Origin of the sequence: Pseudoalteromonas sp. 2CM37A, from assembly GCF_023161885.1 — a bacterium.
Taxonomy (GTDB): domain Bacteria; phylum Pseudomonadota; class Gammaproteobacteria; order Enterobacterales; family Alteromonadaceae; genus Pseudoalteromonas; species Pseudoalteromonas atlantica.
Genome location: NZ_JALNTJ010000008.1, coordinates 71583 through 98569 on the forward strand (window position 1 = coordinate 71583; position 26987 = coordinate 98569).

Consider the following 26987-nt stretch of genomic DNA (forward strand, 5'->3'; position numbering starts at 1 on the left):
GCTAATGCACTTATTACACAAGTGCATTAGCGTGTTATAGCAATTTACTTAAAGCGAGTAGTAAAAGCTAAACCAGCCGCGCATTTCATCCTCAAAGCTATCGCCTTCTACGCGGGATAATCCCATATTAAAGGTTAAATCGTTCACACCGACTGGGCCTAATCCAAAGCTAAATTTGCCTTGATACTTTAAACCATAACTTTGTGCGTATACTGCATCATCTACCTGGTGCTGTTTATAATAAAGCCATGGCATGCCTTCTTTAAAGCTAAAACCACCGCCATAACCCATGTAGCGCTCAGCAGTTGTGCTATAAAATGGCAGCTCTGATGAAAGCACAAACTCACTATTTTGGTGCTCGCTAATTAGGTTTGAGCTAAATCCGCCTAGCGCTAAGCTGCTATCTTCGCGCTGCTTTTGAGTAAAATTAATATAAAGCGGCACATCAAACGCTTTACCAAATACTTTGGCCGCTAAATCATAGCCATCCCAATTATTGTTTTTACTGCTGCCATCGTAATACTGGGCATTAACACTTTGCCCTATAGCAAATGCTTGGCGGTCGTACTGCCAGCTTTGTGTAATGCCTATGCGTGCCCATTTATTATAGTCTTGCTTATAATCGGTATAGTTATAAGCCAGCTCTGGCGTTATGCTAAACGCCGCGTATTTAATCGGGTAACTTAAGGCTGCAAAACCACCTCGTGCAGATACATCTGCATTTTCGCTCGTTTGGTATTGTTTTGCGGTATTTAAATCATAATCAAATACACTCAATTTAAGCTTAACTGGCAGTGCATTGTATTTTGCCTGGGCGTATCCGCCATGCAAAGCATCATCATTTAAATCAACACTATAGCCCGCTTGAAGGTCTAACTGTTTAAGTAAGTCACTACTTTTAATATTTATATTTAAAGCACTTGAAGCGGCCGAGTAATACTGTGCGCCTAGCGCTAAACTCGCATGCTGCTCAAGCACATCGTAGCTGCTTTGTTTACCTACATTGTCGCTATATATTTTTGCTTTAGGCAAAGTGTACTGATCAACTAAAAGCAGTGGCGCGCTATTATCAAGTGCTAAATCAGTGATTACTTCACCCTCTAGCGTACTCGGTAATTGCTTTACATTAGGCCCATCAGCAGTAATAGATAAATAAAGTAATGCCCCTTCGTTTGTTTCTAGCGGGTGGGCAACGGCTTCTTGGCCCTGAGTAAGTTTAGTTAATGTGCTACATGCAATATGGTAGCTATAAATATCAGTTGAGCCTTTTAAGCCGGCTACAAAGTAAATTTTTTCTCCGTTTTTACTAAAGCTGGGTTGGCTTAGGTATTGGTACCCGTTTGGCATAGGCACGGCTTGGCGAGTATTATTGGCAACATCTTGTATATACAATTGCCAATTCTCATTCAAATTGGCTGATACATAAGCTAGTTGGGTTTCATCAGGGCTAAAAGTTGGGTAGTCGTAAGCTGTTTTTAAGCTTTTAGTAAATAAAGGGGTAATGGTTTGCGTTGCTAAGTCTACTTTTACTAATTCTGAGTAGCCACCACGTACTTGCTCGGCGTAAAGGGTTTCTCCATTGTTAGTAACACTAAAGCGGCGTAAACCAGCAAGTTTAGTTAACTGCTCAACTTTTCCGGTTTCGGTGTTATAACTAAAAATATCAGACACTTTGTTATAAATACCCGTCTCTTCACGTGTATAAGCATTAAAGTAAAGTGTACTGTTATTTACCCATTGTGGATTAGCAATTCCCGCTCTGTTTATTTGATTTAATACGTGCTTTTTCTCACGTTTAAATACACTCGGGGCGTTATCGGGTATATCCAATGCATCGTTTTCTAATAGCGCTTTTTGTGCTTTTGTAAATTCATCTTCAGCTTTAGTATTATCCTGCGTGCTATAAATAATAAGCTTGGTTTTTTTATCTTTATCGCGCTCAACAATCGCAAGTTTACTGCCATCTTTTGAAAGCGCAGGGTTGCTTGCATATAAGTTAAGCTTTAACCACAGCTCGCTGTTAAGCGCAGGCTCTGACTGCTCTTTTGCCATCGCTTTATAGGTATATTGTGCAATAAAGCGGCCATATAACTTAGCCGCACTTTGGCCAAATATCCCAGTAAAGGCCTCGTTAAAATCGCGCTTTTTAACTGCCTGCATACGTGTCCAAACGGCATCGAGCATTTGCGCTGAATAAGTTTGCTCTAGCCAATTTAAAAACCGGCTGCCCATTAAATACGCCATAGAGCCAGCCATAAAACCGCCCTCTGTATCGCTTAGCTGGCTATAGCTAGGCAATGCCCCCTGCTGGGCAAACTCAATTAGCATTGACTCAGTGTAGTTATCAAATAGTCGCCCTCGGCCCGTCATTTTTGACTCAAGTAAGGTTGCATAACCTTCGGCTACCCAGCGCGGCATATCACTGTAAGTTAAGTCGTAAATATCCCACACACCCCGTATTCTTTGCTGCCACGTGTTGCGTGTGGGCTGCGCTAAATGCACTAAGTGAATATATTCGTGCAATATCAGTAATTGCTGCCAGCCACTAATATTAGAAATCACCGTGTCTGATTGCGGGGGCGTAGTAAAAAGGGCCATTAAAGGATTATTAGAAGTAGGTAAAGCAAAGCCGTTGGGCGCATTTAGGGGATCAAACACCACCACATCAACTACTTTATCAAGCGCTCGGTTTTGCTGCTCAAGCACTTTACTGCGTACTATTTCAAGTTCGACCGCTGTCGATTTAGCATAATCGGCGTTTTCGGTGCTGTAATGCACATTAAAGTGCTCGGTATGAATAGTTTGCCAATCAGCAGCTAAGGTAGGTGTGGCTAATAACAAAGAGGCAGCGATGAGTGATTTTTTCATAATAATCCTTTAAATGATTGATACCACTTAGAGTATTATTAAACCAACTAATGTTGCAGTAAAAAAATGTAACAAAGCTTATGAAAGTGTATAATTTATAAGCTTTTAAATTAAGCAATGCCTTGTTTTACATGAAAAATCAATAACGGCGTTAATGCTTTATTTGGCAACCTAAAAAGGCTAAATATGTAAGTCGATTGGTATAATTACATCCAGTTACGCTGCGTTGACTCTGCCTGATAAAGAGTAAAATCAATTATGTAATCAGCATCTTGCTGCTTTATATAGGGCATAAAGGCAAACCCTGATGCAAGTTGTATATACAGGCTTTTAAGCCCTGCGCGGCGCATAAAGTAGGTACTAATACTGCGTGCACTTTGTGCTTTATACAGTTCAAACACACGGTAATGCACACCTATCATACCTTTGCGTACCACCATGTAAAAACGGCCGTTGTCTTCATGCAAATAATAGCCATAACGCTGATAAGCAAGCGTTACCAACCCCGCTAAAATAAGTAATACTCCCAAGCTAAGCCAGGCATTAAAGTCGCCTAAGTAACAGCCTAACAGCACAATAGCGCTTGGAATTAAGGCATAAAAGCTCAAGTTTTTATAAAGTAAGGCACGTTCTGCGCCGTTAAACTGCAATTTTTTGCTATTAAACCACGGGTAAATCCATTGGCAAACGCTATCTACTTGCTCGCTATTTAAAACGGGTAACACTAAGGTTTGTTTATTTTTTTTAGCAGCCACGCCCGCCGCTATACCCCCGCTACTAGCTTGTAAGCACTCAACGGTAAAACGCTTTAGTAACCGCCCCATTAGGTTTTGTTTTATAACTATAGATTGCACTTTATCCATGCTCATAGACAACTGATGGCGCTCTAATAAGCCGGCAATACGTTTAAATTTTTGGCCTTTAAAGTAAAGCTCAAAGTTATAAAAACGAATAAGCGACATACCTACCGACAACATCACAGCCGTTAAAACAAGCAAAGCAATAAGCGTTATCATGGCAAAGGTTGCAGCACTTGCCAGTAAACCAAGCTCTTGCTGATAAAACCCTTCTACCTTAGCAATAATTTGCTGCTCTAAAAAATCTACCAACACATTTATAAAAGGCGCAATAGCGGCCATTGCTAATATAGCCATATTAGACATTAAGCCAAATTTAGCGATTTCTTTATTACTGATACGTAAGCTATTTTCTGCTTCAAAATGCTCGCTGGAGGGTGTTTGCTCGTCGGGTTGCTGCTGCGCTTTAAAGGCAAAAATTTGTTTACGCATTTGCTGTGCATAGGCTTTAGTAACACCTGGCAAAACCGCCTCTTGGGTTACGCTGCCTGCGGCATCAAAAATACAATTAACCAAATTAACGGGCGTAAAATAAAAGGGCTCAGCAATATTTACGTTTTGCACACGCGAAAATTTTAGCGTTAGGCGCTCTTTTTTAAACACCCCTTTGTTAAGCAAAATTTCGTGATCGTCGCTAATGCAAAACTTAAAATTTATGTAATATAAAATTGAATATATTAGCAGTGTCACTATCGCAATAGCACCTGCAACTTGCGCCCAAAACAGCTTGTTTTCTACTTGTGTTACAAACACCACAAGCATAGGCAGCAGGTTTAAAAGCCCGTCTTTTACAAAGCGCACACTAAAATACACCACAAAATACAACACCGCCCAAGGCGATACTTTTTGCCAATGTAGTGAGCTACTTTGCTCCTCGCTAATGGTATTACTCATTTGCTAATTCAACCTGCGCGGGTGTGCCGTCTTGGCGATAATTTTGTACAAATTGGCGTATGTTTTTGCACTGCTCGTGGGTTAAACCAGTTATTTGTAAATCAGCACTGACCCCGCCGGCACTAAATAGCTTTAAACTGGCTAATTTTAGTTTTCGCTCAATGGGGCCTTGGTGAATTTCCATATGCTGTACGCGCGCGAGGGGCAAAATAGTTATTTGCTGCCAAATAACCCCTTTTTTAAACGCAATATCGTGATTGCGCAGCGCAAAGCCCTGCAGCTTAATACTCAGCGCGTTATAAAGCATTGAAAGCAATATTAAAATAGGCACGCCTATCAGCAAGTAGGTTTGTGCTTTGTTAGCAAACGCTTCGTTAAAGTAACAAACAGCAAACAGTACCGCGCAAAAAGGAATGTAAAACGCCAGCCAATTAAGTTGCACGTGTAGTAACGCTTTATCGGCCAAGGGGTTGAGCCGTATTTCGCTATGCTTTGGTAAATCCATTACTTGCTGATTATCAAACACGATTTTAAGTACCTTTCCTATTTACTGACTGTTAAGCCCAGCTGATTGTAGTAACTAACGTATGGCTTTGTTTAGGCTCAAGTGTCACGTCATCTTCTAACACATTGGCGGCTTCTAAACACACCATGCTCAAGTATTCATCGTCAGCAAAATTAGATAAACGCTTAGATTTTTCTATCCATGGGTTCCACAGCACACACGAGCTTGAGTTCTCGCGGCTTACATTAATAATCCCATCTGGGGTGTGAATGTGTTGCTGCTTAGCGACCTGGGTATAAACCATATCGGTTTCGCGGGTAAACTCCACTGGCGCATTTTGCGCAAACGGCCCTTCACCAAATTCAATATATTGCGCGCCTTGTAAACCTTCTACATGGGTGTGTTTTATATCTGAGGTAGGAAAATAGCTGTGCAAAGCCTGCGTATAACTAAAAGAGCTATTACTTAAATTAGTGGTTGTTAAACGCACCTGTAATTGCTCGCTCAATACAAACTCAACCTTTAACGCCGAGTGGTGCGGCCAATACGTTGGGTTAACTAACTTCATGGGTAAGTTTAAGCTAATTGTAATGTGCTCATCATCTTCATGCACAGCATCAGCTTGCCATAAACTGGTACGTGCAAAGCCATGTGCTGGCCAATCTTGGTTTTCATGGTTACCAAACCAAGGCCAACAAATAGGAATACCACCGCGAATGCTCACCCCTTCTTGAAACGTCTCATTTTTAGAGACCCAAATAAGTGGCTTGTTATTTTTTGGGATGAACTCGGTAATTTGCCCGCCTTGCAAAAATATTTTTGCATCACACTTTGAGCTCGCAACTTTTATAAACTCTAGGCCGGTTTCGCTTTGTTCAATGCTAACTGATGGCGATAATTTCATGTTTTTCCCTACAATGCTGATATTAAAGATTTTTAACATGTGCATATAAACAATAATGCATGTGCAAAGTATACGCTATACTCACTAAACATTGCGTGCATAATTTGTTCATTGGCGATTAATACATACACAGCTAACTTACAAACAATTACCAATTAATAACAGCTGTTATAAATAACACTAATGCGTATAAATAATGGCCATGCTTTAAGGCAGTAAAACCGCGGCTAAGCTTAGGCAAACGCATGTTAAATTTATTAAGGTATTAATGCAGGTTGGTATAATACTAAAGTCTAAACCATAAGACTTGCCAATTATTCACAACATACGTAGTGTGCGCACCACAATGCAAACAATATGCTAATAACATTTAATAAGTTTTAAACAAAATTATACTATTTTAGTTTCTGCTCAAACTAATAAAAACCAATAAACATGGGCTCAAGCTTAATTTATTATTTGAATTCAATTTATTTGATGTGTAACATTTCGCGATTACGGCACACCTTTGGCCCATCGACGAGATAAGCAAATGCAAAAATATGACGAATTATTAGTTTCTTTACGTAAAGTAATCCGCGCGATTGACTTACATTCTAAGCAGCTAAATAAAACATCAGGTTTAACAGGCCCACAATTGCTTATAATGCAAGAAGTAGCGCACACCGATGGAATAACAGCAAGCCGTATCGCTCAGAATGTTAACTTAAGCCCGGCTACTGTAACTAATATTCTTGATAGAATAGAAAGCAGAAACCTTGTAACACGCGTTCGTAGTCAAATGGATAAACGCCGAGTGAGCTTATACCTCACCGAGCAAGGGAAAGAGTTACTAGAAAAAGCACCTCAGCCACTGCAAGAACACTTTATTGAAAAGTTTTCTGCACTTGCAGAGTGGGAGCAAAGTTTATTGCTTTCATCTATGCAACGCGTTGCAGCAATGATGGATGCTGATAAGTTAGACGCATCACCTCTGTTAGAGGTAGGCGCGTTAACTCAAACACCAAATAAATAAAAAAAATAAAAAATAAATTTAAATTAGTTCTTACATCATTCGTAAGGGGCTTTTGGGCACCTTGAATTTTTTTATTTTTTAATCAAAACCTGAGCATCAACAATGACTAAACTCTCAAAATTAACGCTAGCACTAATGCTTGGCGGTGCAGCAAGCACTGCTCATGCAGCCGATCTCGACACACTGCAAAGCCAATTAAAGCAGCTTAAGCAACAAATGCAGTTGCTTGAACAGCAGCTTGCTGATGAAAAATCAAAGCAAAGCCAAATCAACAAGCAACACGAACAACAAGTTGCCGAGATCAGTAAAAAGGCCGACAACAAAGAAGTTGTTGTTGCCGCAGCTGCGCCTGAACAAGAAGATGAAGGCATTAAAATTGGCGGTGCCGTACGTTTTAACTACAGCACAAACACCTACGATGAAGACACGCAAGACCGTGGCGGCGATTTAGACTTTGAAGTATTTCGCCTTAACTTATCGGGTGAAATTAGTGATATTTCTGTAAATGGTGATTTTCGTTTTTACGATTACATGACCATTGTTAAGTATGCATACTTAGGTTACGAATTTACAGATGGCTGGGAAGCGCAAGCCGGTATTGCACCTGTACCGTTTGGTAACGGCCCCTACAACTCACACAGCTACTTTTTTAGCACCAACTACTACGTTGGCCTAGAAGATGACTTTGATTTAGGTGTAACAGTAAACCGTAAACTTAAAGACAACTGGAAATTAGACCTCGGCTTTTTCAAAAATGATGAAGTAGGCGGCGTTGATGGCAGCTCAGAAGTTAACGAACGTTACTCTTACGATATTGTTGGTAGCCGTGCAACAACCGAAGGCACCTACGACGCACCAGGTTCGCGCCTTGGTGAGTACAATACTTTTGCTGGTCGTACAGTGTATCAAATTGAGCACAGTGAAAACGCTAAAACTGATATTGGCGTATCACTACTAAGCGGTGGTTTGCACGACGGTAACGACCGTGCAGGTAACTACGGCGCGTGGGCGTTTCATGTAAATAGCCAAATTAATAACTGGAATATTCAATTTCAGCACGGCGAGTACGACTACGACCTAGACGACAACAGCAACCGCTTTGTAGTTGGCGCGTTTGATTACTACGATACCGTATCAAGCGAAGCAACCATGACCAACTTTAACGTAGCTTACGACCTATCGCTTGATTGGGGCCCAGTAACAGGCGTTCAATTTTATAACGATTACGGCATTATTTACGACAAGTCTGACGACAGCCCAGATACGTGGATGAACGTAACAGGCATGAGCGTATCGGCCGGTGCATTATTTACTTACTTTGACTTTATTCAAGCACGCAACCAGCCATTTATTGGTGGCTCTGTTGCTGGTGATGGCGATACGGAACGTCGCTTTAACATCAACGTAGGTTACTACTTCTAAATAAGTAACACATATTTAGTATTTTAAAAGGGCAAACTTAGTTTGCCCTTTTTTGCGTTTATAGGGTTCGATTTTATAACTATTTGGCCTACAATCCTAACTAACAGCCATTACTTAAAAGAGCCTAAGTGAATATAAAAGCAGTATTTATTTGTTATAAAAACTTATGGCTTAAAGCACTTGGGTTATTGTTAGTGGCTCTTGGCATTATTGGTATTGTGCTGCCGGTTATGCCTACCACCATTTTTTTTATTCTTGCGCTTACCTGCTTTACTCGCTCATCACCGGCGCTTGAACACTGGCTACTTAGCCACCCTCGTTACGGCGTTACCTTACAACAATGGCAAGCGCATAAAGTAGTGCCTGTAAAAGCAAAATGCTACGCCGCGATTGGTATGCTAATTGGTTTTGTATTTTTGCTTTACTCAAACGCCCCTGTTTGGGTTATTTACCTTGTTGGCGTAATTGAAATAGCCGTTATGATTTACCTAATTTTAAGGCCCTCGCACCCACCAAGCGCTAAATAACCGCCCTTTTTTGCATACACACACCGTTTAGCCAAAAATTTAATGTAAAGTTAAGTAAGTAAATTTGTAATAGTTAATGCAAATGATTATCATGTTCTAAATTTAATTTAATTACTGTTTTTATGGCGTTTATTAATAAGCGGGCTTTGTACAGCACAAGCCGTGCGCTCCATATTTATATTTCTACAGCTTTGTTTTTTTTGCTTATTTTATTTTGCGTTAGCGGCATTGTACTTAACCATGTTGATTGGCTTAAAAACGACAAAAGCAACGGCCAAGTAAGTACCGCTATTCCTCAAGCGTTAATGGCTAAAGCGAATACTCAACTAGATACATTACCCACCCTCTACCCAGACATAGAAGCGTTTTTTGCCGAGCAATATGCGCTCACTAAAGTTAAAAGCATTGAGTGGGAAAAAGAAGACGCGCTGGTTATGCTCGACTACCCACTACCGGCAGGTTTTGCTTACGCAGAGCTTGATTTTACAACCGGTGAGCTAAACCTAGATTACCAAACCGGTGGCTTTTTAAGCCTGATTGGCGATTTACACAAAGGCCGCCACAGTGGCGCCGTGTGGAGCTGGGTTATTGATATTTCAGCGGTATTGATGATTATTTTTTCAATCACCGGGATGATTATTTTATTTCAAAACAGAAAAAAACGCTTAGCAGGAATATGGATAACCGTTTTAGGCATAGCAACGCCTTTGGTTATTTATTTATGTTGGGTGCCACAAATTAAAGGAGTGTCTTAATGTTAAAAGTAAGTACGGTACTAAGTGCAGCACTATTAATGGTTGCCGCATTATTTCAAACAAATGCGCAGGCACAAGCGCCACAGCTAGAGATTGAATTAACCCTACCCGATCTTGATGTACAACCTTACCACCGCCCATACGTAGCTGTTTGGCTAGAAACGCCAAAGCGTAAACACGTAACTACGCTTGCGCTATGGGTTCAAAAAGCAGAATGGTTTAAAGATTTGCGCCAATGGTGGCGTAAAGCGGGTAAAACCGACATTAACTTTGACGGCATAAGTGGTGCAACTAAGCGTGCAGGTACTTACACCATTAACTGGCAAGGTAAAGATTTAGACGGCAATGCCGTAAAGCCTGGCAAATACCTTTTAAACATTGAGGTTGTGCGCGAAGAAGGCGGCCGTGATTACAGCCGCGTAGAGCTTGATTTATCGCAAGCTGGCAAAGTGACCATTGAAGGTAAAAAAGAATTTTCGACAAGTTTTGTAACCGTAAGCACTAAGTAGCTGCTACTTAATCATTTGAATTTAAGGAAATACAATGAAAATTAATTTATTAAAAACGGCTTTAATTGGCGCACTTAGCTTATCGGCGCTGGTATCTACATCGGCAAGTGCACATGGGCGCTGGTTATTACCTTCGCACACGTCATTATCTGGCGACAAAGCGCACTACGTAATGATTGACGCGAGTATTTCTAACGAAATGTTTGCACCCGACAAAGCCTTTAAGCCAAAAGAAAAAGGCGCAGAGTACGACGACACACTACTTATGGCCCTTGCACCAAACGGCGAAGAAGTATCTGAGACCATTCGTGCTTATTACCTAAAGCGTAAAAGCTCAGCGGCGGTAAGCCTAAAAGAGGAAGGCACTTACCACATTGCCATGACGCAAAAGCCAATGTACATGACCTTCTACAAAAACGAAGAAGGTAAGCGCAAACGCGTATTTGGTAAAAAGTCAGAAGCTAAATTACCAAGCAATGCAAAAGATGTAACCACAACTAAAGTTATATCTACAGTAGATACATTTGTAAGCCGTAACGGTACTTCTAAGCCAGCACAACTTGGTTTAGGCCTTGAGCTTAGCGGCCCAACGCATCCAAACGATTTATTTGTTGGCGAGCAAGCGCGTTTTCAGTTACTACAAGATGGCAAGCCAGCGGGCGAAGGCATTGAAGTAAGCATTTTAAAAGGCGATACACGCTACCGTAACGAACGTGGGGAAATAAAAGTAACAACCGATAAAAACGGCATGTTTAGCACAACCTGGAAAGAGCCAGGCCTATACCTAATCGAAACCTCTAACAAAGTTAAAGTAAACGAAGAAGGCGTAGATGCCGGTCGTTATGCTCTATTCACGACGTTAGAAGTAGCACCTGAATAATTTTTTGCGTAATTTATAAAATAAATAAAGGCCAAGCACTCGCGTGGCCTTTTTACTTTTTAATAACTTTTACTCACACTCCCCTTGAATTCGCAACCATTCGACACAAGATTGCAACTCGAGCGATCTAAACGTCTATAGCGGGCGTAAACTGTCATTTTAGTTGTTAACAACTTAGAATAACTTAGACAGTTTTTATCTTTGCACACAGGTAGTGCCTTCTATATTATGCGCTCCTTTGAAAAATCAATAGTCAGCAGCCCTTAAGGGAATCAACATCATGTTAAAGCAATTATCAGCCAAAAAAGTAGCACTTAGCCTGGCCGTTACCTCTGCGCTTGGCGCGTCTTATTCTCCTGCATTTGCTGCAGAACAAGACACTCAAGCACAAGAAAGTATTGAAGTGATTTCGGTTACCGGTACCCGCAGAAGCCTGCGCAGTATTGCCGAAAGTACCGTACCTGTAGATATTATTACCAGTGGTGATATGCAAAGCACGGGTCAGCTAGAAATTAGCCAAATACTGGCAAACCAAGTACCTAGCTTTAACTACCCAAGCGCCACCATGGGTGATGGTACAGACCACGCTAAACCTGCTGTATTACGTGGTTTAGCACCCGATCACACCCTAGTGCTTATTAATGGCAAACGCCGCCATGCTGGCGCGCTATTAAACTTAGCGGGTGTTGTTGGCCGTGGTTCTACCGCTGTTGACTTAAACATGATCCCAACTTCAGCCATTAAACGCGTAGAAGTACTACGTGATGGCGCAGCAGCGCAATACGGCTCAGACGCCATTGCCGGTGTAATTAACATTGTACTTAAAGATGCCTCAGAAGGCGGCAGCGTAAGCGTAACCTACGGCGAGTACGACACCCAAATGGCTGGCGTACCTCAGCTAGAAAGCACCTACGCAGATGCCGATGGCAACCTTGCCTTTAATACCGGTGCCGACCGCGAAGTAAACGACGGCGCAAGTCGTACAATTAGCGCAAACTCTGGTTTTGAGCTTTTAGATAACGGCTTTGTGAACGTATCAATTGAGTATCGTGATAACGACTCTACGCAGCGCTCAGGCTTTGACCCGCGCGAGCAATACGACCGCTTAGAAGATGGCAGCCTAGACCCACGCGAATTTACTATCGACCGTTACAACCACCGCTTTGGTAAAGCAGAGCTTGAAGACTACGCACTGTTTTACAACATGGGTTACGACTTTGATAACGGCTATAACCTGTACTCGTTTGGTAGCTACTCAAAACGCGAAGGTAACTCAGGTGGTTTTTACCGCCGTGCAAAAGACAGCCGCAACGTGTTAGAAGTGTATCCGGATGGCTTTTTACCGCAAATTGAAACCGACGTACAAGATTACTCATTTGCCCTAGGCCTGCAAGGCGAAACTGGCGAATGGACCTGGGATGTAAGTACCAACTACGGCCGCAACGACTTTGGCTTTGGGGTTGTAAATAGTATAAATACATCACTTGGTGCCGACAGCCCAACCGAATTTGACAACGGTGCATTGGTTTACGATCAGTTTTTAGTGAACGCTACGGCAAATACAGTGCTAGATTTTGGCTTGCCAGATGACGTATTTTTTACTGTAGGTGCAGAGTACCGCCACGAAAGCTACAAAATTGAGCAAGGCGAAGAAGCCTCTTACATTACCGCTTTAGATAGCGATGGCAATCCAATTGCTGCCGGTGGCGCACAAGTATTAGCTGGTTTTGGCCCAGAAAGCGTAACCGATGAAAGCCGCCATAACGTAGCTGTATTTGTTGAGTTTGATACTTACCTAACAGAAGACTGGAACCTTGTTTTAGCGGGTCGCTACGAAGATTACACCGACTTTGGCGATACGTTTACATCAAAGCTTGCGTCGCGTTACAGCATTAACGAAAACCTATCATTGCGTGGTGCAATTAGCACAGGTTTCCGTGCGCCATCACTTGCTCAAAGCTCGTACCGCCAAATCTCTACCGTACTTGAGAACAACCAACCGTTTGAAGTAGGTTTATTCCCTACCGATTCAGCGGCAGCGCAAGCGCTAGGTGCTGAACAACTAGATGCCGAAGAGTCAGTAAACGTAACGGCTGGCTTTATGTACACACAAGGCAGCTTTAGCCTAACTGTAGATGCCTACCGCATTGATATTGATGACCGTATTGTATTGTCTGAAAACCTAGAGGGCGATGCTGTAGTAGAAATACTGCAAAATGCCGGCGAGCTAAACACAGAAAGCGTACGTTACTTTACTAACGCTATCGACTCGCGCACGCAAGGTGTTGATATTGTTGCTACCTACAACTTAGATTTAAGCGATTTAGGTGATTTACGCTTAAACGTAGCGGCTAACTTTAACGATACCGAAGTAACGCACGTAGACGACAACCCAAGCGAGCTAAACTCACTAGGTGACGACTACGTTGTATTTGCGCGCCGCGAAGTAGGCCGCTTTGAAGAAGGCACGCCAGATAGCAAATGGAACCTATCAGCAGTGTGGAACTTTAACGAATGGCAAACCACCCTTCGTGCAACGCGCTACGGTGAAGTGGCTGATATTTCAACTACCGCCGATCGCGATGAGTACATTGACCCTAAATGGATCACCGACCTAGAAGTTGCCTACCGCCCAGACGAATACTGGAAGTTTGCAGTAGGTGCAAACAACTTATTCGATCAGTACCCGCAAGCAACGGTAGATAACATTGGTTACTCTGACTTTGGCCAAATATTCCCGTACACACCATATGCACCGTACGGATTAGACGGGCGTTTCCTATACGGTAATATTACTTACAGCTTTTAATAAATAACCTAAAAGCAAACACTTAAAAAGGATGCCATGTGCATCCTTTTTTAATTACTTCTTAGTGTATTTAACCACTTATTAGTAAATCCACTTTTCATAAACATATGCCACCCTAATAAAATCAACAACTTAAAGTTGGTCTCGCTTTTGCTCTACTATGCTTATACAAAACATGCATAAATAACAAACACAAAGGACTAAACATGAGTTCATCAACTGTATCTAACATTACAAAACCACTTTCACTTATTGGCGGCATTTTATTATTAAGCGGCTGTGTGTTTCATATATCACCAAGCGTTGCCTCAGTAAAACAAACTCAGCAGTTATCACTGCCAAGCAGTAATCTAGAATACTTAAACGTATTAAGCGGTGCAGGCTCTCTTGAAATAAAAGGCTCGCCCAATGCCACCAGCATAAGTGTAGATGCCACAATTTTTACCGCCGATATTGAAGACGAATACACGCTTACCCTTGAGCAAAATGGCAAACAAGCTACCTTAGTTGCAAACAACAATACTGCCAGCGGTATGCGTTTTTACAGCGGCCAATCGCCACACATTGATTTAGTGGTTACTGTGCCAAGTAATTTAATGCTCGATATTAATGATGGCTCTGGCGACATTGCAATAAGCGCTATGCAAAATAATATAGATATAGAAGACGGCTCAGGTAGCTTATCTATCAACAGCGCTAAAAACCTTACTATTGAAGATGGCTCAGGCGATATAACCCTTGAAAACATCACGGGCAACTTAGCGCTTACCGATGGCTCTGGCAGCGTAAATATTAATAATGTTAGCGGCAACGCAGAAGTTGATGATGGTTCGGGCGATATGCGTATTAGTAATGTGCGCGGCACCTTAACTGTTGAAGACGGCTCAGGCAGCATGGCCATTAATAACATTAATGGCGCAGTTGATGTAGACGATAACTCTGGCGATTTAGTCATTGAGCACGTGCAAGCAAGCGTAACCATTGAAGATGGCTCGGGCGACATTCGTGTAAACCACGCTATGGGGCTTACCATTACCGAATCGGGCTCAGGCGATGTAAGTATTGATAACATTAGCGGCCCCGTAAAAGTAGCCGATTAATTATGACTAAATGATCCATTTTCAGCCACATGACCCATTGTATTTTTAAAGCCACTAAGCCATGCTAAAAGCCTTGATACTATTAGGATATACGCGTGTTAGAAATAGCTTTAATTTACTTAGCGGCGGCCATAGTGGCTGTACCTATCGCCAAGCGAGTGGGACTTGGCTCGGTACTTGGTTATTTAATTGCGGGCATACTAATTGGCCCTTACGCCCTGGGTATTGTGGGCGATCAAACAGATGTAATGCACTTTGCCGAGTTTGGCGTAGTGATGATGCTGTTTTTGGTTGGCCTTGAGCTACAACCAGCCCGTTTATGGAAGCTTCGCCATTCAATATTAGGGCTTGGCGGCTTACAGGTCGTACTTACCGCCGCGGCTATTTTTGCGTTTTGTTATTGGGTTTTTACCATGCATTGGCAAACCGCTTTGGCTATTGGCTTAATGCTGGCGCTGTCATCAACCGCTATTGTACTGCAAAGCCTTGAAGAAAAAGGCTGGCTAAAGCAAGAAGCCGGGCAAAATGCATTCTCGGTTTTGCTGTTTCAAGACATCGCCATTATTCCTATTTTAGCGCTCCTACCACTACTGGCTTTTGCGCCGCAAAGTAGCTCAAAAGACATTAGCGACTCCATTATTGCAAGCTGGCCGGTATGGCAACAAGTTGGCGTATCGGTAGCGGTTATCGCCGCTATTATTGCCGGCGGAAAATATGTGTCGGCGCCGTTATTTAGATACATAGCTCAAACCCACATGCGTGAAATATTTACTATTTTTGCGCTGTTTTTAGTGGTGGCTATTGCCCTTGTAATGCAAAGTATTGGTTTATCTCCAGCACTCGGTACATTTTTAGCCGGTGTGGTCCTTGCCGAAAGCGAATTTAGACACGAGCTAGAAGCCGATATAGAGCCCTTTAAAGGCCTACTTTTAGGGCTGTTTTTTATCACTGTTGGCGCATCAATCAACTTTGAATTATTAGCGGATGAATTTACAACCGTTATTGCACTCGTTGCGCTGCTTATTGTAGTAAAAGCCTGCATTTTATTTGCCCTTGCCATCACCTTTAATATTAGTAAAAAGCAGCGTTTACTGTTTGCACTAGCGCTGGCACAAGGCGGCGAATTTGCCTTTGTACTTTTAAGCGTAACCACTACATTAAGCATATTAACGCCAGAGCAAACAAGCCTCGTGACGTTAGTGGTGGCTGTTTCAATGTTGGTTGCGCCACTGTTATTAATGGCTTACGAGCAGCTACAAAAACGCACCAGTAACAGCGCGCCCGAGTTTGATAAGCCCGAGCAAATTAGCAGTGCTAAACACGTTATAATTGCAGGCTACGGGCGCTTTGGGCAAATTATGGGGCGCTTATTACACGCCCAAGGCTACGACATTACTGTACTTGATCACAGCCCAAGCCAAATAGAACTCCTACGCCGCTTTGGCAATACCGTATTTTATGGTGATGCTGCCCGCCAAGAACTTCTTGAAGCCGCAGGCGCGCACACCGCACAAATGCTAATTGTGGCAATAGACGATGCAGACAAAACCCTCGAAATTATTAAGCTTGCGCATAAAAACTACCCGCAGCTTAAAATTGTTGCCCGCGCTATCGACCGCCGCCACGCCTATCAATTACTTAATTTAAAAGTAGATGCCTTTAACCGTGAAACGGTCGACTCGGCCATTAACCTAGCGGTAGATGCATTAGAGCTATTAGGTAACAATAAAGAAGATGCCCAGCGCGCCGGAAAACTATTTAGAGACCACGACCGCGCTGCTGTATTGCAACTAGCCGAACTGTGGGGCGACGACGCCAGCTACGGCGTAGCCGTGCGCCAACGTATGGAAGATTTAAAACAAGTACTGCAACAAGACAAGCAGGCACAAAGTGATTTAAATACCTGCGATAGCGGCGACTGTGAAGACGGCCTAACAGAGCTAGCTGATAGACCTAAAAAGCCTGATGATTCTCATATTGAGTAGTGCTAGGTAGTTGAGTTTTTAGAGATAATGGTATTGCCTCGCTAAGAGGCAAAACTTCTAAATAATTAACTTTGTATGTTACTCAACTTCAAAAAATTCACCTTCATGTCCTTTAAATTTTTCTTTATTTTTATTACTAGGCTCTTCAAGCTCTTTATCTAAGTCATCACTCATAGGCCAACCAGCATTTATTAAGCCCAAAAAATCTCCTAGGGAAACCCAACCAACAACCTTTATTGAGTCAGCTTTAAGCCACTTCTCTCCATCCCAATTTAGATAATCGTAAGAGCCGAACCCAGTCTTATATCTACATGCAACGAAATAGAGACCAGGCTGAACGGGAGTAGAGCTTTCAATCCAATCTACTGGCACATTTAACTTTTGCATTATTTTACGCCCCACACCTTTTGCCTTGTGAATATAAACCAGTAAGCCAAAGCCACAATAGCTGAACTATAAGCATAGATAAATAGCACCCCATGCTCTGATTTACTGGCTAAAAATACTATGAAAGTGGGTACTAAACTTAAAGGGAGTAAAAAACGAAGTTTGAATTTATTAAAATGTTGAAGCAACAAAGCTATCGGCAAACCATAACAAAGAGTTAATAAGCCAGCTAAAAGCCATCCAATAAACGCCATCAAAACCCCAGCTTCAAAGCCTGTTGTAGAGACCACGTAACCGGTAGCCAGCGAATAACCATATCCAATCAGAAATAGTACTAATAGTGCAGGAAAAATTACAAATGGAGCCATGCAACAAGCCTGTATGTTTTTTCGTGTCTTCTGACTAAATGTTTTCATGGTAAATTACTCAAGGAGGCATTAATGCCTTTGTATAAAAAACTAATGAATAAATTTAAGTGCTCTATCATTTAGTTTTAGAAAGCATTTCTATGAACCTGTATTAGTATCAAATTGTATAAATTATTGCCAACTATAAATATGTTGGAAATCAAGAGTTGCTTTAGAAGTAAGAGGAAGGTAGCCGAAAGTATTACTTGATGGTTGCGACTGTATTAACTCGTGAAGTAACTCATAACCGATCATCCTTTCAGCTATGAGCTACTGCATTTAAAAACGCTAAAACCTAGTGATGGTGCCCGCCTTGAATCACTTTACCTTGCTGATTATAAAACCCCGTTGCGCCGTGTTCTATAAAACCAAGGTTAATCATTTTTGCTAAAAACGGGTCGTTTTCGTTATCGCCAATGTCGGCATAATCGGTGGTTTGAAAGCGATCCCATTTGGCAAACTGTGCGGTTATTTCTGCTTTATTACTGTTTACTTCATTAAGGCTTAGTAAAGTATGGGTATCGCTTTTTTTATTGGTTACGCTAAAGCTTTTAACCAAGTTTGATTTGGTAAATAAAGCGAGTTTAAATTGGTTGCCGCCCTCAGAAAGTGTGTAGTTTTTTACTTCATCGCAGCCGCTGCTTTGGGTGTTAACTAGGGTCATTTTTTCGATTAAATGCGTATCCACCAGCTGATTTTTAGCGCTCCAACTTTGTACACCGCGTACCTCAGATGGCTGATATTCAATACCGCGTTGTTGGGCATTAAAATAACGAATTGGGCGAATTTGCTTGTTAGCTAAGTGCTGCCAAAGCTCAGTAATTACCTCACGCTGATGCGCAACTTGTGTGTTGTTTCGCCAAAGCGTAAGTGACTGCGTGCTTTGCTCGTTTTTATGAGTATTGGTAATTTTATAGTCGGCTTTTAAATGCGCGCTATCAATATTACATTGCTGCGCTAGGGTACTGGTACTGGCAAGTGTTGCCATTAAAAATAATGCTAGTTTCATTAAATTATCTCTTATTTAAACGTCACTGTAATAGGCATTACCATACCCATTTACAGTGGCATTTTTATGACATAAAAAAACAACTCGCACAGCGTACGAGTTGTTTTATATACCTCATTTTTAATACGTACTTTATGTGCTGAGCGTACGTATTAAATTACTTATGGCGTTACTTTTTCATCAGCGGTAGTTACTAAATCAGCCGCAAAGTCCATTACATGGAATAAAAAGCTTTGCTCGTTAGTGCCTGTAACTAAGTGAGCGCCTGGGCCCATTGCGTATACGCCAACATCTTCACCTGCGTGAGTTTCTGAGCCAAGTGGTACAAGTGCCTCTTGGTGAAAGCCCGCTGAAGTTGTATCAACATCGGTTAAATCTACACGCCCTGTAACAGGTGCAAATGCATAACCTGCATCGGCATCGGTTTCATCGCCTAAATCTCTAAAGCCGCCACCGTTGGTGTAGCCAACTGTGGTATATGGCATATCGTCGGCAGCTAGGCTTGGCTCGGTTTCGCCTACGGCAACAACTTTACCTAATATTGGGTTACCACGTTTAGGGTAGCCTGCAATAGTAAATACGTGGCTGTGATCGGCAGTTACTACTATTAGCGTTTCTTCTGGGTTAGTGTTTTCCATTGCCACTTGCACAGCTTTTGCAAATTCTACTGTGTCGTTTAGGGCATTGTAGGCATTACCCGCATGGTGCGCGTGGTCAATACGACCTGCTTCTACCGATAAGAAAAAGCCATTGTCGTTGTTATCGAGTACGTTAATTGCTTTTTCGGTCATTTCGCTAAGCGACGGCTCGCCCGCTACATCGTTTGCGCGGTCGGCTTCGTATTGCATGTGCGATTCGTTAAATAAACCAAATACTTTAGTGGCATCGTCGCTAATTGCATCAAAACCGGTTTGGTCCATAACGTAAGTGCCGCTTGGGTAAGTTGTTTGCCACTCGGTTACTAGGTTGCGGCCATCAGTACGGTCGCCTTCTACTGCGCTTACTGCATCGGCTGAGTTTGCTGCTTCATCTTTTGGTAAAAAGTGACGACGTCCGCCGCCCATTACAACATCAATGCCATCAACATCAATACCCGCATAACGCGACTCTAAGTTGGCTTCAAAGTTAACAAGTTGCGATGCAATATCTTCACAGGCTTCTGTGCCCTCTGGCATATCTGAGTTATCTTCCCAGTTACGGTCAGCCGATTTAGCATACGTTGCTGCAGGTGTTGCATGGGTAATACGTGCGGTTGAAATAAGACCTGTTGCTTTACCGGCTATTTCAGCAAGCTCTAACGAGGTAACCAGTTCGTTGCCTGTTACCGTGGCACAGTCGCCGCGTTCAATGTCTTCATCTACACCAATTACGCCCACATCGGTTTTAACACCTGATACCATTGCCGTCATTGTGCCTGCTGAATCGGGCGTTTGTGCATCTACGTTGTAAGTTTTAACAAAACCTGAGTACGGCATTTTTTCAAAGCTTAACTGGTAGTCTTCACCTAAACCGCCTTCAAGCTGGCCTGCTAAAATACGTGCAGCTGTTACGGTAGAAATACCCATGCCGTCGCCAACGAATAATATAACGTTTTTCGCTTTGCCAGACTCAGTAACCACTTCGCTATTAGCTTGCTGTGTTGCCGCAAGCTTTGTTTGTGCATCGCCATACCATGCGTTAGTAGTTAGGGTGGCAAGTTGCTCGCTGGTAAGTGACGTAGCAGGTGCATTACACACTAAGTTAGAAGAGGTAACTTCGTCGCTATCTAGCACGCCGTTGCCGTTTGTATCTACGCCAGTTTGGGTTTCTACGCCGCCATTAACACATTGCTCAGAGCCTACTGCAATGGTGTTATCTACCGCGAGAATATTATTTTCGTCTTTGTCGTCGTCACTACAACCTGCTAGCGCGACCATTACTGCTAAAGAAAGTACTGTTAATTTGTTCATGTTAGCCGCCATTATTGCTGAGTTAGTTCAAGAGCTTGATTAATTAAATGAAATACTACGTTTTGCTCAATTACGCCTTGAGCTAGCTGTGCGCCTGGGCCTTTTGCATGCAGCGAAATATCTTCACCGGCATGGGTTTCTGAGCCAAGAGGGACAGTGGTTTCTTGGTGAAAGCCAACATTGGTAGTATCAACGCCACTAAGCTCTACACGTCCAGCAACTGGGCCAGTTGTATATGCTGCATCGGCATCTGTTTCATCAACTAAGTTTCTAAACCCTAAACCATTTGCATAGCCTACTGTGGTGTATGGCATATCGTCGGCAGCAAGGCTTGGTGTGGTTTCACCTACGGCAACTACTTGGCCTAAAATTGGGTTACCGCGTTTAGGGTAGCCAGCAATAGTAAATACGTGGCTGTGATCGGCGGTTACTAAAATAAGGGTTTCTTCTGGGTTGGTATTATCTACCGCAGCTTGCACGGCTTTAGCAAATTCAATGGTGTCGTTAAGTGCGTTGTAGGCATTACCCGCGTGGTGTGCGTGGTCAATACGGCCCGACTCAACGGTTAAGAAAAAGCCGTTTTCGTTTTTACCTAATACATCAATTGCTTTGCTGGTCATTTCGCTAAGCGATGGCTCGCCGGCAATATCGTTTGCGCGGTCTGCTTCGTATTGCATGTGCGATTCGTTAAATAAGCCAAACACTTTAGTGGCATCGTCAGCAATAGCATCAAAGCCTGCTTGGTCCATAACATAAGTACCTTGTGGGTATTGTGTTTGCCACTCAGTAACTAGGTTACGCTCATCAGTACGATCGCCCTCTACAGCGCTAAGTGCATCTGCTGAATTAGCTGCTTCATCTTTTGGTAAAAAGTGACGACGTCCGCCACCCATTACAAAATCAAGACCGTCTACGTCGGTACCTACAAAACGTGCTTCTAGATTTTTTTCAAAATTAACTAATTGCGAGGCAATGTCTTCACATGCAGTTTCGGTTTCTGGCATGTCTGAGATATCTTCCCAGTTACGGTCTGCCGATTTAGCATAGGTTGCCGCTGGCGTTGCATGGGTGATACGCGCTGTTGAAATAACACCGGTTGCTAGGCCTTTAATTTCAGCAAGTTCTGTTGCTGTTAAAAGCTCATTACCCGATACAGTTGAACACACACCGCGCTCTATGTCTTCGTCTACACCAATAACGCCTACATCGGTTTTAACCCCTGAGATCATCGCGGTCATTGTGCCTGCAGAATCCGGTGTTTGTGCATCTACGTTGTATGTTTTTACTTGTGCTGAGTACGGGAACTCTTCAAAGCTTAAATAACCTTCTTCACCTAAATCGCCCGCTCTTTGTCCTTTTAAGATACGTGCTGCGGTAAGGGTAGATACACCCATGCCATCGCCTACAAATAAAATAACGTTTTTAGCTTTTGTTGTTTGCTGGCTTTGTGCAAGCGCAGTTTTTGTGGCGAGTGTAGTTTGGGCATTTGTATACCAGTCATTGTCTGTTTGGCTTTGTGGTAATACATCGGCATGACTTGCAGCACTTAACATAAACGTTAAGCCAACTGCCGCAGCAACTTTTTTAATTTTCATCCTTTATTATTCCCATTGTGTAGTGGTTATTTTTTGCTTGAAGCGTAAACCTCAAATAAGTAACCGCTGCACTATAGAAAATAGATGTGACCTCTAAGAGTACTTTTAATTAAAAAACAATGACTAAACCATGACAAAATTAAGACACAAAAAAGCGCAGCGGTTAAACGCTGCGCTTAGCACAATTTTCACAGGGATATATTTATAAAATTAAAAACGTGCCTTAAACGATACACCAAAGTAGCGCTCTGCATCACGCGGAATTTGGTAACGGAAGTTGTCGCCACTGTAGGTGGTTACGTAGCTTTCATCGGTTAAGTTTTTAGCAATAAGCGATACTCTAAATGCATCATCTTTAAACGATAAACCCACACTTGCGTTTAAAATACCGTAATCTGGCAGTAACGCAGCTGGGTTAAACTCGCCTACATTGTTTGGTAGGTCTGAGTATTGCTCGTCGGTGTAAATGTAAGAGCCGTTAATATGAATATTAAAGTCGTGCTCTGTTTCAATAAAGTAATCAGCACTTAGTGAGTACTTTAAATCTGGCGAAAACGGGACATCTAAGCCAGAGCGGTCAGTACATGAGCCTGCTTCTACTTCTGCCGGACAATTAAACTCGTCAATTTCGGCCTGAATGTACGCAATACCACCGGTTAAAGTAAGTGAATCGGTAGCCGCCCACATAAAGTCAACCTCAGCACCTTGTGTACTTACATCACCAGCATTGGTTAAACGGGTAATACAGGTACCGTCTGAACAGTCAAAGTTATTGGCTTGAAAGCCTTCAATTTCGGTTCTAAATACAGCAAAGTTAAATACAAAGTCGCGGCTTGCATATTTATAGCCTAACTCGTACGCGTCTGACTCTTCTGGCGATATTTCGCGGCTATCGTTATCTGGATTAAAGTTGTAGTACACGTTAAAACCAGGGCCTTTATACCCTTGCGAGTAAGTACCGTAAACCATTTGGCCATCGCCTAGGTCGTATTGCATACCTAAACGACCCGACACATTGGTTTCTTCTGCACTGCCTGACTCGTCAGTATTTAGTGCTGCTGAGCGTACACCTACACCGGTGCGGCCAAATTCGTCATTGCTTACGCGGCGGTGTGTGTACGACACTTCATCGTCGGTATAACGAATACCAAACAGTACACGTAAGTCTTCAGATAAATCGTAAGTACCATCGGCAAAGGCTGCCCAGTTGTTAAACTCGGTGCTCATGTACGCGGTTGCCGATACAATATCGTTAGCATTACAGCTTACACCTAAGCTTTGTGTGTAGCCGTCTAAGTCCGCCAATGCGGCATCAAGCTCTGCACCGGTTAAGTTATTTTGTGCGTAATACGCCATTGCAGCGTCTAGTTGGCCACCGTTATTTTGACAACTCGCGTCACGGGTAAAGTTACGTTGCGAGTCCATGTTCCAGTAAAATAAGCCAGCCACATAGTTAAACGGACCCGCTAGGTTTGAAGTAACTCTAAATTCTTGCGAAAACTGATCCCACTGCTGAGCACCTAAATCGTGTAATTGAAAGGGCGCGCCAAATACCGGTTCGTTACTGTCGCCAGCAATTGAGGTAAAGTCGCCTTCGCGGTATTCGGTGTTATCCCACGAGCGCTGCGCAGTAATAGAGGTGTATGTGTAGTCGCCAATGGTTTTATCAACCTGTACCGAAAACGCGCTGTGTTCGTCAATGGTGCGCGACTCATAGTCGTGATCAACTTTGCGCTGGTCTAGGTCAATATCGGCCACACCATCAACAATACCGTTGCTGTTAGGGGCTGCGTCTGAATCTGGGTTACGGCCACTTGGCAGGGCTTCTAAATCGGCACAACAGTCGTCGTCGGCGTTATAAAATTCGGCAATAAATTTAACGTTTAAGTCATCGCTTGGCTCGTATTTAAATACAGCACGTGCGCCTTCACGGTCGTAACCGTTTACTTTTTCGTTGTTGTAAACGTTATCAATATAGCCATCAAACTTACCTTTAAACACGGTTAAGCTTGCTGCTAAGTCGTCGGTTAAGCCGCCGCTTACCACGCCTTTAAAGCGGTATTCGTTGTCTTGATAAAACGAGGTTTCTACGCTGCCGGTGGTATCGTACGAAGGATCTTTGGTTGTAATGTTTACCACACCCGCCGAGGCATTTTTACCAAATAAGGTACCCTGTGGGCCGCGTAGTACTTCAATGCGAGATACATCGTATAAATCGGCAAAGGCTTGACCAGAGCGACCTAGCACCACGCCATCAACTACGGTTGCCACACTTGGCTCAGCAGCAATACTAAACGAAATAGTACCAATACCACGCACTGTTAGCGCTGAGTTACGGGTTGTGGTGCCTTTTCTAAAACTCACCGAAGGTACAAGTGACTGCAGGCCTTCCATGTTATTAGCAAACGCCGAATCAATCTGATCGCTATTAAGTACAGACACCGCAAGTGGTACTTCGTTTAGGCTTTGCGTTCGTTTTTGTGAGGTAACAACAATTTTTTCAAACTGGTCGTTATTGTTTTGCTCTGCTTGTTGTTCAGTTTGCTCTTGCTGCGCATGTGCTTGCGTGCTTAGTGCTAAACCCGTTGTCATTGCTAACGTGACTGCCAAGCTTAAGACGGACTTTTTAGCTCTCATGTCATTCTCCAAATTGTGCGTGTGTGCTGTTAAATTACCGCGCTAGCAAGTGTGTGGGTTGCTAAAAAGCGGTGCCAGAGTGTTGTAGTTATTTTCCTTATATCTCTTATGTCTTATATAAGAGATATAAACTTAAACAAACTTATGTTCTATTGCAAACATTATGTGAATAAAATGTGATTTAAAATTTGTATAAAGAATATAACGGCGCATTATGTCGCCTTAGCAACGCCGATATGCGCCAAGCTGCTTTGGTAACGCTTATGCCATCGGCGTACGCTCCACCAGCTAAGCACAAAGGCGCTAGTCCAAACAGCAATTAAGCTTGGTACAAAGTACACGCTGGTGCCACCCACCAATCCAAGCGGAGAAAATAGTATGTACAAGCTTATAATTAAGCTCACTAATACAATCGCGCAAGGCAGTGCGTATTTCCACGGGCTTAGGTTTACCTCGGCTTTACGGGTAAAGTTCCATGGTGTGGCAAGAGGTTTGTAGTAGCCAATACCTAACATAATGGCCAGCTCAATAAAGAATAATATGGCGTAAATATGGATAAAGTTAATATCTACATCCCACACAAATTTAAGCAAAGTGTAGGCAATAACATGAAAAACAATAGCCACTTTAGCGCCCAGTGCAGGCACTTTGCGAGTAAATAACCCCACGAGCACAATTGTGATGACCGGAATGTTGTAAAATCCGGTAAATACACGAATGATGTGCCATAAACCTTCTGGCGCAAACATCAGTAATGGCGCGGTAATAAACGATAAAACAGCAATTACAATACTGGTAATTTTGGCCACTTTAATGAGCTTTTCGTCGCTTACTTTGTCTTTTTTCATGGGTTTGTATACATCTAAACAAAACAACGTGGCGGCACTATTTAACAACGAATTAAACGAGCTAAATACCGCACCTAGTAGCACCGCTAAAAAGAACCCAGATAAGTACTGAGGCAGTACATCTTTAACTAAATGTGGGTAAGCTAAATCTATGGTTTGTAAGCTTTCGTGCTTATAAAGGTGATACGCAATTACGCCTGGGATCATCATCATAAAGGGTACTAGCACTTTAAAGTACCCTGAAAACAACACGCCCTTTTGGCCTTCTACTAAGTTTTTAGCGCCCAGTGTACGCTGGATCACGTACTGATTGGTGCCCCAATAAAATAAATTAGCGAGGATCATACCGGTAAAAATGGTGCCAAATGGCACGGGATCGTCACTGCTACCAATGGCGTTAAGCTTTTCGGTATCGGTGTTTACCAGTGTACTTAGGCCATCGGCAAAGTTGCCATCGCCAAGGGCAATAAGGCCAAGGGTAGGCACTAAAATACCAATAATTAATAACCCAACACCGTTAATGGTATCTGATACTGCAACCGCCTTTAAACCGCCGAATACCGCGTAAATAGCGCCCACGGAGCCCACAATAATAATGGTGACAATTAAGCTTGCTTGATAGCTTAAGTTTAATAAGGTGGGCACATCAAACAGCCTAAGAACGGCAATTGATCCTGAGTACAAAACAGAAGGGATCGTTATAAAACAATACCCTACCATAAATAAGATCACCGTCATGCGGCGTACGGTATCGTCAAAACGATCCCGTAAAAATTCAGGCAAGGTAGAAAACGCGCCGGCTAAATACCGCGGTAAAAAGATCAGCGCCATTATAATGGTTGATATCCCAGCTGTTACTTCCCACGCCATTGAGCTTAGGTTGTAACCATACGCTGAGCCATTAAGGCCAATAAGTTGCTCGGCCGATAAGTTAGTGAGGATCATCGACCCCGCTATAAATGTACCTGTTAAACCACGCCCCGCTAAAAAATAGCCGTCTTGGGTGTTAACTTCCCCTTTGGTTTTTTGGTACGAGATATATCCTACCAGCGCCATAAACGCCAAGCACGATAGCAGTGTCATGGTAATGTTCATACCTTCCATCTTGCGCCCCTTTTAGCTTAC

20 protein-coding genes are annotated in these 26987 nt (G+C 42.7%); 9 read left to right on the top strand and 11 right to left on the bottom strand.

Annotation, left to right across the window (positions count from 1 at the left end; genetic code table 11):
- Positions 1 to 48: 48 nt before the first annotated feature.
- From MTF68_RS16015 to MTF68_RS16030, 4 genes are all read right to left on the bottom strand, one after another.
- Entirely contained in the window at positions 49 to 2868 is a 2820-nt protein-coding gene (locus MTF68_RS16015) for a hypothetical protein (protein WP_248463046.1), read from the bottom strand.
- A gap of 206 nt (positions 2869 to 3074) precedes the next feature.
- A complete protein-coding gene (locus MTF68_RS16020) occupies positions 3075 to 4619 on the bottom strand; it encodes a PH domain-containing protein (protein WP_248463048.1) in 1545 nt (514 codons plus the stop codon).
- Complete coding sequence (locus MTF68_RS16025) at positions 4612 to 5145, bottom strand: PH domain-containing protein (RefSeq protein ID WP_248463049.1); 534 nt, start codon at positions 5143 to 5145, stop codon at positions 4612 to 4614. Before MTF68_RS16025 ends, MTF68_RS16020 begins: the two co-directional genes overlap by 8 nt.
- Positions 5146 to 5176: 31 nt before the next feature.
- Positions 5177 to 6028: a D-hexose-6-phosphate mutarotase gene (locus tag MTF68_RS16030; RefSeq protein WP_248463051.1), complete on the bottom strand. Its 852-nt coding sequence runs from the start codon at positions 6026 to 6028 to the stop codon at positions 5177 to 5179.
- Between the two features lie 532 nt (positions 6029 to 6560).
- Between MTF68_RS16030 and MTF68_RS16035 the strand changes: the two genes are divergently transcribed.
- The 9 genes from MTF68_RS16035 to MTF68_RS16075 all read left to right on the top strand — a co-directional run bounded on the left by MTF68_RS16035 (position 6561) and on the right by MTF68_RS16075 (position 17030).
- Positions 6561 to 7043 (top strand): MarR family transcriptional regulator, encoded by a 483-nt coding sequence (locus MTF68_RS16035; RefSeq protein ID WP_004586011.1) that lies wholly within the window; start codon positions 6561 to 6563, stop codon positions 7041 to 7043.
- Positions 7044 to 7145: 102 nt separating this feature from the next.
- Entirely contained in the window at positions 7146 to 8465 is a 1320-nt protein-coding gene (locus MTF68_RS16040; RefSeq protein ID WP_024033996.1) for a hypothetical protein, read from the top strand.
- Positions 8466 to 8593: 128 nt separating this feature from the next.
- Positions 8594 to 8992, top strand: coding sequence for a YbaN family protein (locus MTF68_RS16045; protein ID WP_096740331.1), 399 nt, complete (start codon positions 8594 to 8596; stop codon positions 8990 to 8992).
- 122 nt (positions 8993 to 9114) lie between these two features.
- Positions 9115 to 9747, top strand: a complete 633-nt coding sequence (locus MTF68_RS16050; RefSeq protein WP_004586014.1) for a PepSY-associated TM helix domain-containing protein — start codon at positions 9115 to 9117, stop codon at positions 9745 to 9747.
- Positions 9747 to 10256 carry a DUF2271 domain-containing protein gene (locus MTF68_RS16055; protein WP_248463052.1) on the top strand — a complete coding sequence of 170 codons (510 nt, stop codon included), beginning with the start codon at positions 9747 to 9749 and terminating at the stop codon, positions 10254 to 10256. The genes MTF68_RS16050 and MTF68_RS16055 overlap by 1 nt, the downstream gene beginning before the upstream one ends.
- A gap of 34 nt (positions 10257 to 10290) precedes the next feature.
- Complete coding sequence (locus tag MTF68_RS16060) at positions 10291 to 11136, top strand: DUF4198 domain-containing protein (RefSeq protein ID WP_248463053.1); 846 nt, start codon at positions 10291 to 10293, stop codon at positions 11134 to 11136.
- 277 nt (positions 11137 to 11413) lie between these two features.
- On the top strand, positions 11414 to 13945 hold the full coding sequence (locus MTF68_RS16065) for a TonB-dependent receptor (protein WP_095206689.1): 2532 nt from the start codon (positions 11414 to 11416) through the stop codon (positions 13943 to 13945).
- 206 nt (positions 13946 to 14151) lie between these two features.
- Entirely contained in the window at positions 14152 to 15045 is an 894-nt protein-coding gene (locus MTF68_RS16070; RefSeq protein WP_248463054.1) for a DUF4097 family beta strand repeat-containing protein, read from the top strand.
- A 95-nt stretch (positions 15046 to 15140) separates the two neighbouring features.
- Positions 15141 to 17030 carry a monovalent cation:proton antiporter-2 (CPA2) family protein gene (locus MTF68_RS16075; RefSeq protein WP_121638168.1) on the top strand — a complete coding sequence of 630 codons (1890 nt, stop codon included), beginning with the start codon at positions 15141 to 15143 and terminating at the stop codon, positions 17028 to 17030.
- A 78-nt stretch (positions 17031 to 17108) separates the two neighbouring features.
- Here MTF68_RS16075 and MTF68_RS16080 read toward each other — a convergent pair whose 3' ends face one another.
- From MTF68_RS16080 to MTF68_RS16110, 7 genes are all read right to left on the bottom strand, one after another.
- Positions 17109 to 17417, bottom strand: a complete 309-nt coding sequence (locus MTF68_RS16080) for a hypothetical protein (RefSeq protein WP_248443769.1) — start codon at positions 17415 to 17417, stop codon at positions 17109 to 17111.
- Entirely contained in the window at positions 17417 to 17785 is a 369-nt protein-coding gene (locus MTF68_RS16085) for a hypothetical protein (RefSeq protein ID WP_248443770.1), read from the bottom strand. Before MTF68_RS16085 ends, MTF68_RS16080 begins: the two co-directional genes overlap by 1 nt.
- 334 nt (positions 17786 to 18119) lie before the next feature.
- On the bottom strand, positions 18120 to 18833 hold the full coding sequence (locus MTF68_RS16090; RefSeq protein ID WP_248463055.1) for a hypothetical protein: 714 nt from the start codon (positions 18831 to 18833) through the stop codon (positions 18120 to 18122).
- A 161-nt stretch (positions 18834 to 18994) separates the two neighbouring features.
- Positions 18995 to 20782, bottom strand: a complete 1788-nt coding sequence (locus MTF68_RS16095; protein WP_024034005.1) for an alkaline phosphatase — start codon at positions 20780 to 20782, stop codon at positions 18995 to 18997.
- 11 nt (positions 20783 to 20793) lie between these two features.
- Positions 20794 to 22377, bottom strand: coding sequence for an alkaline phosphatase (locus tag MTF68_RS16100; RefSeq protein ID WP_054983876.1), 1584 nt, complete (start codon positions 22375 to 22377; stop codon positions 20794 to 20796).
- A gap of 210 nt (positions 22378 to 22587) precedes the next feature.
- Positions 22588 to 25014: a TonB-dependent receptor gene (locus MTF68_RS16105; RefSeq protein ID WP_054983875.1), complete on the bottom strand. Its 2427-nt coding sequence runs from the start codon at positions 25012 to 25014 to the stop codon at positions 22588 to 22590.
- Between the two features lie 212 nt (positions 25015 to 25226).
- Complete coding sequence (locus tag MTF68_RS16110) at positions 25227 to 26966, bottom strand: solute:sodium symporter family transporter (protein WP_200910457.1); 1740 nt, start codon at positions 26964 to 26966, stop codon at positions 25227 to 25229.
- Positions 26967 to 26987 lie beyond the last annotated feature (21 nt).

Coding starts and splice junctions, on each gene's coding strand:
- MTF68_RS16015 (WP_248463046.1), bottom strand. CDS start 2,868: ATGAAAAAATCACTCATCGCTGCCTCTTTGTTATTAGCCACACCTACC.
- MTF68_RS16020 (WP_248463048.1), bottom strand. CDS start 4,619: ATGAGTAATACCATTAGCGAGGAGCAAAGTAGCTCACTACATTGGCAA.
- MTF68_RS16030 (WP_248463051.1), bottom strand. CDS start 6,028: ATGAAATTATCGCCATCAGTTAGCATTGAACAAAGCGAAACCGGCCTA.
- MTF68_RS16035 (WP_004586011.1), top strand. CDS start 6,561: ATGCAAAAATATGACGAATTATTAGTTTCTTTACGTAAAGTAATCCGC.
- MTF68_RS16040 (WP_024033996.1), top strand. CDS start 7,146: ATGACTAAACTCTCAAAATTAACGCTAGCACTAATGCTTGGCGGTGCA.
- MTF68_RS16050 (WP_004586014.1), top strand. CDS start 9,115: ATGGCGTTTATTAATAAGCGGGCTTTGTACAGCACAAGCCGTGCGCTC.
- MTF68_RS16055 (WP_248463052.1), top strand. CDS start 9,747: ATGTTAAAAGTAAGTACGGTACTAAGTGCAGCACTATTAATGGTTGCC.
- MTF68_RS16060 (WP_248463053.1), top strand. CDS start 10,291: ATGAAAATTAATTTATTAAAAACGGCTTTAATTGGCGCACTTAGCTTA.
- MTF68_RS16070 (WP_248463054.1), top strand. CDS start 14,152: ATGAGTTCATCAACTGTATCTAACATTACAAAACCACTTTCACTTATT.
- MTF68_RS16080 (WP_248443769.1), bottom strand. CDS start 17,417: ATGCAAAAGTTAAATGTGCCAGTAGATTGGATTGAAAGCTCTACTCCC.
- MTF68_RS16085 (WP_248443770.1), bottom strand. CDS start 17,785: ATGGCTCCATTTGTAATTTTTCCTGCACTATTAGTACTATTTCTGATT.
- MTF68_RS16090 (WP_248463055.1), bottom strand. CDS start 18,833: ATGAAACTAGCATTATTTTTAATGGCAACACTTGCCAGTACCAGTACC.
- MTF68_RS16095 (WP_024034005.1), bottom strand. CDS start 20,782: ATGAACAAATTAACAGTACTTTCTTTAGCAGTAATGGTCGCGCTAGCA.
- MTF68_RS16100 (WP_054983876.1), bottom strand. CDS start 22,377: ATGAAAATTAAAAAAGTTGCTGCGGCAGTTGGCTTAACGTTTATGTTA.
- MTF68_RS16105 (WP_054983875.1), bottom strand. CDS start 25,014: ATGAGAGCTAAAAAGTCCGTCTTAAGCTTGGCAGTCACGTTAGCAATG.
- MTF68_RS16110 (WP_200910457.1), bottom strand. CDS start 26,966: ATGGAAGGTATGAACATTACCATGACACTGCTATCGTGCTTGGCGTTT.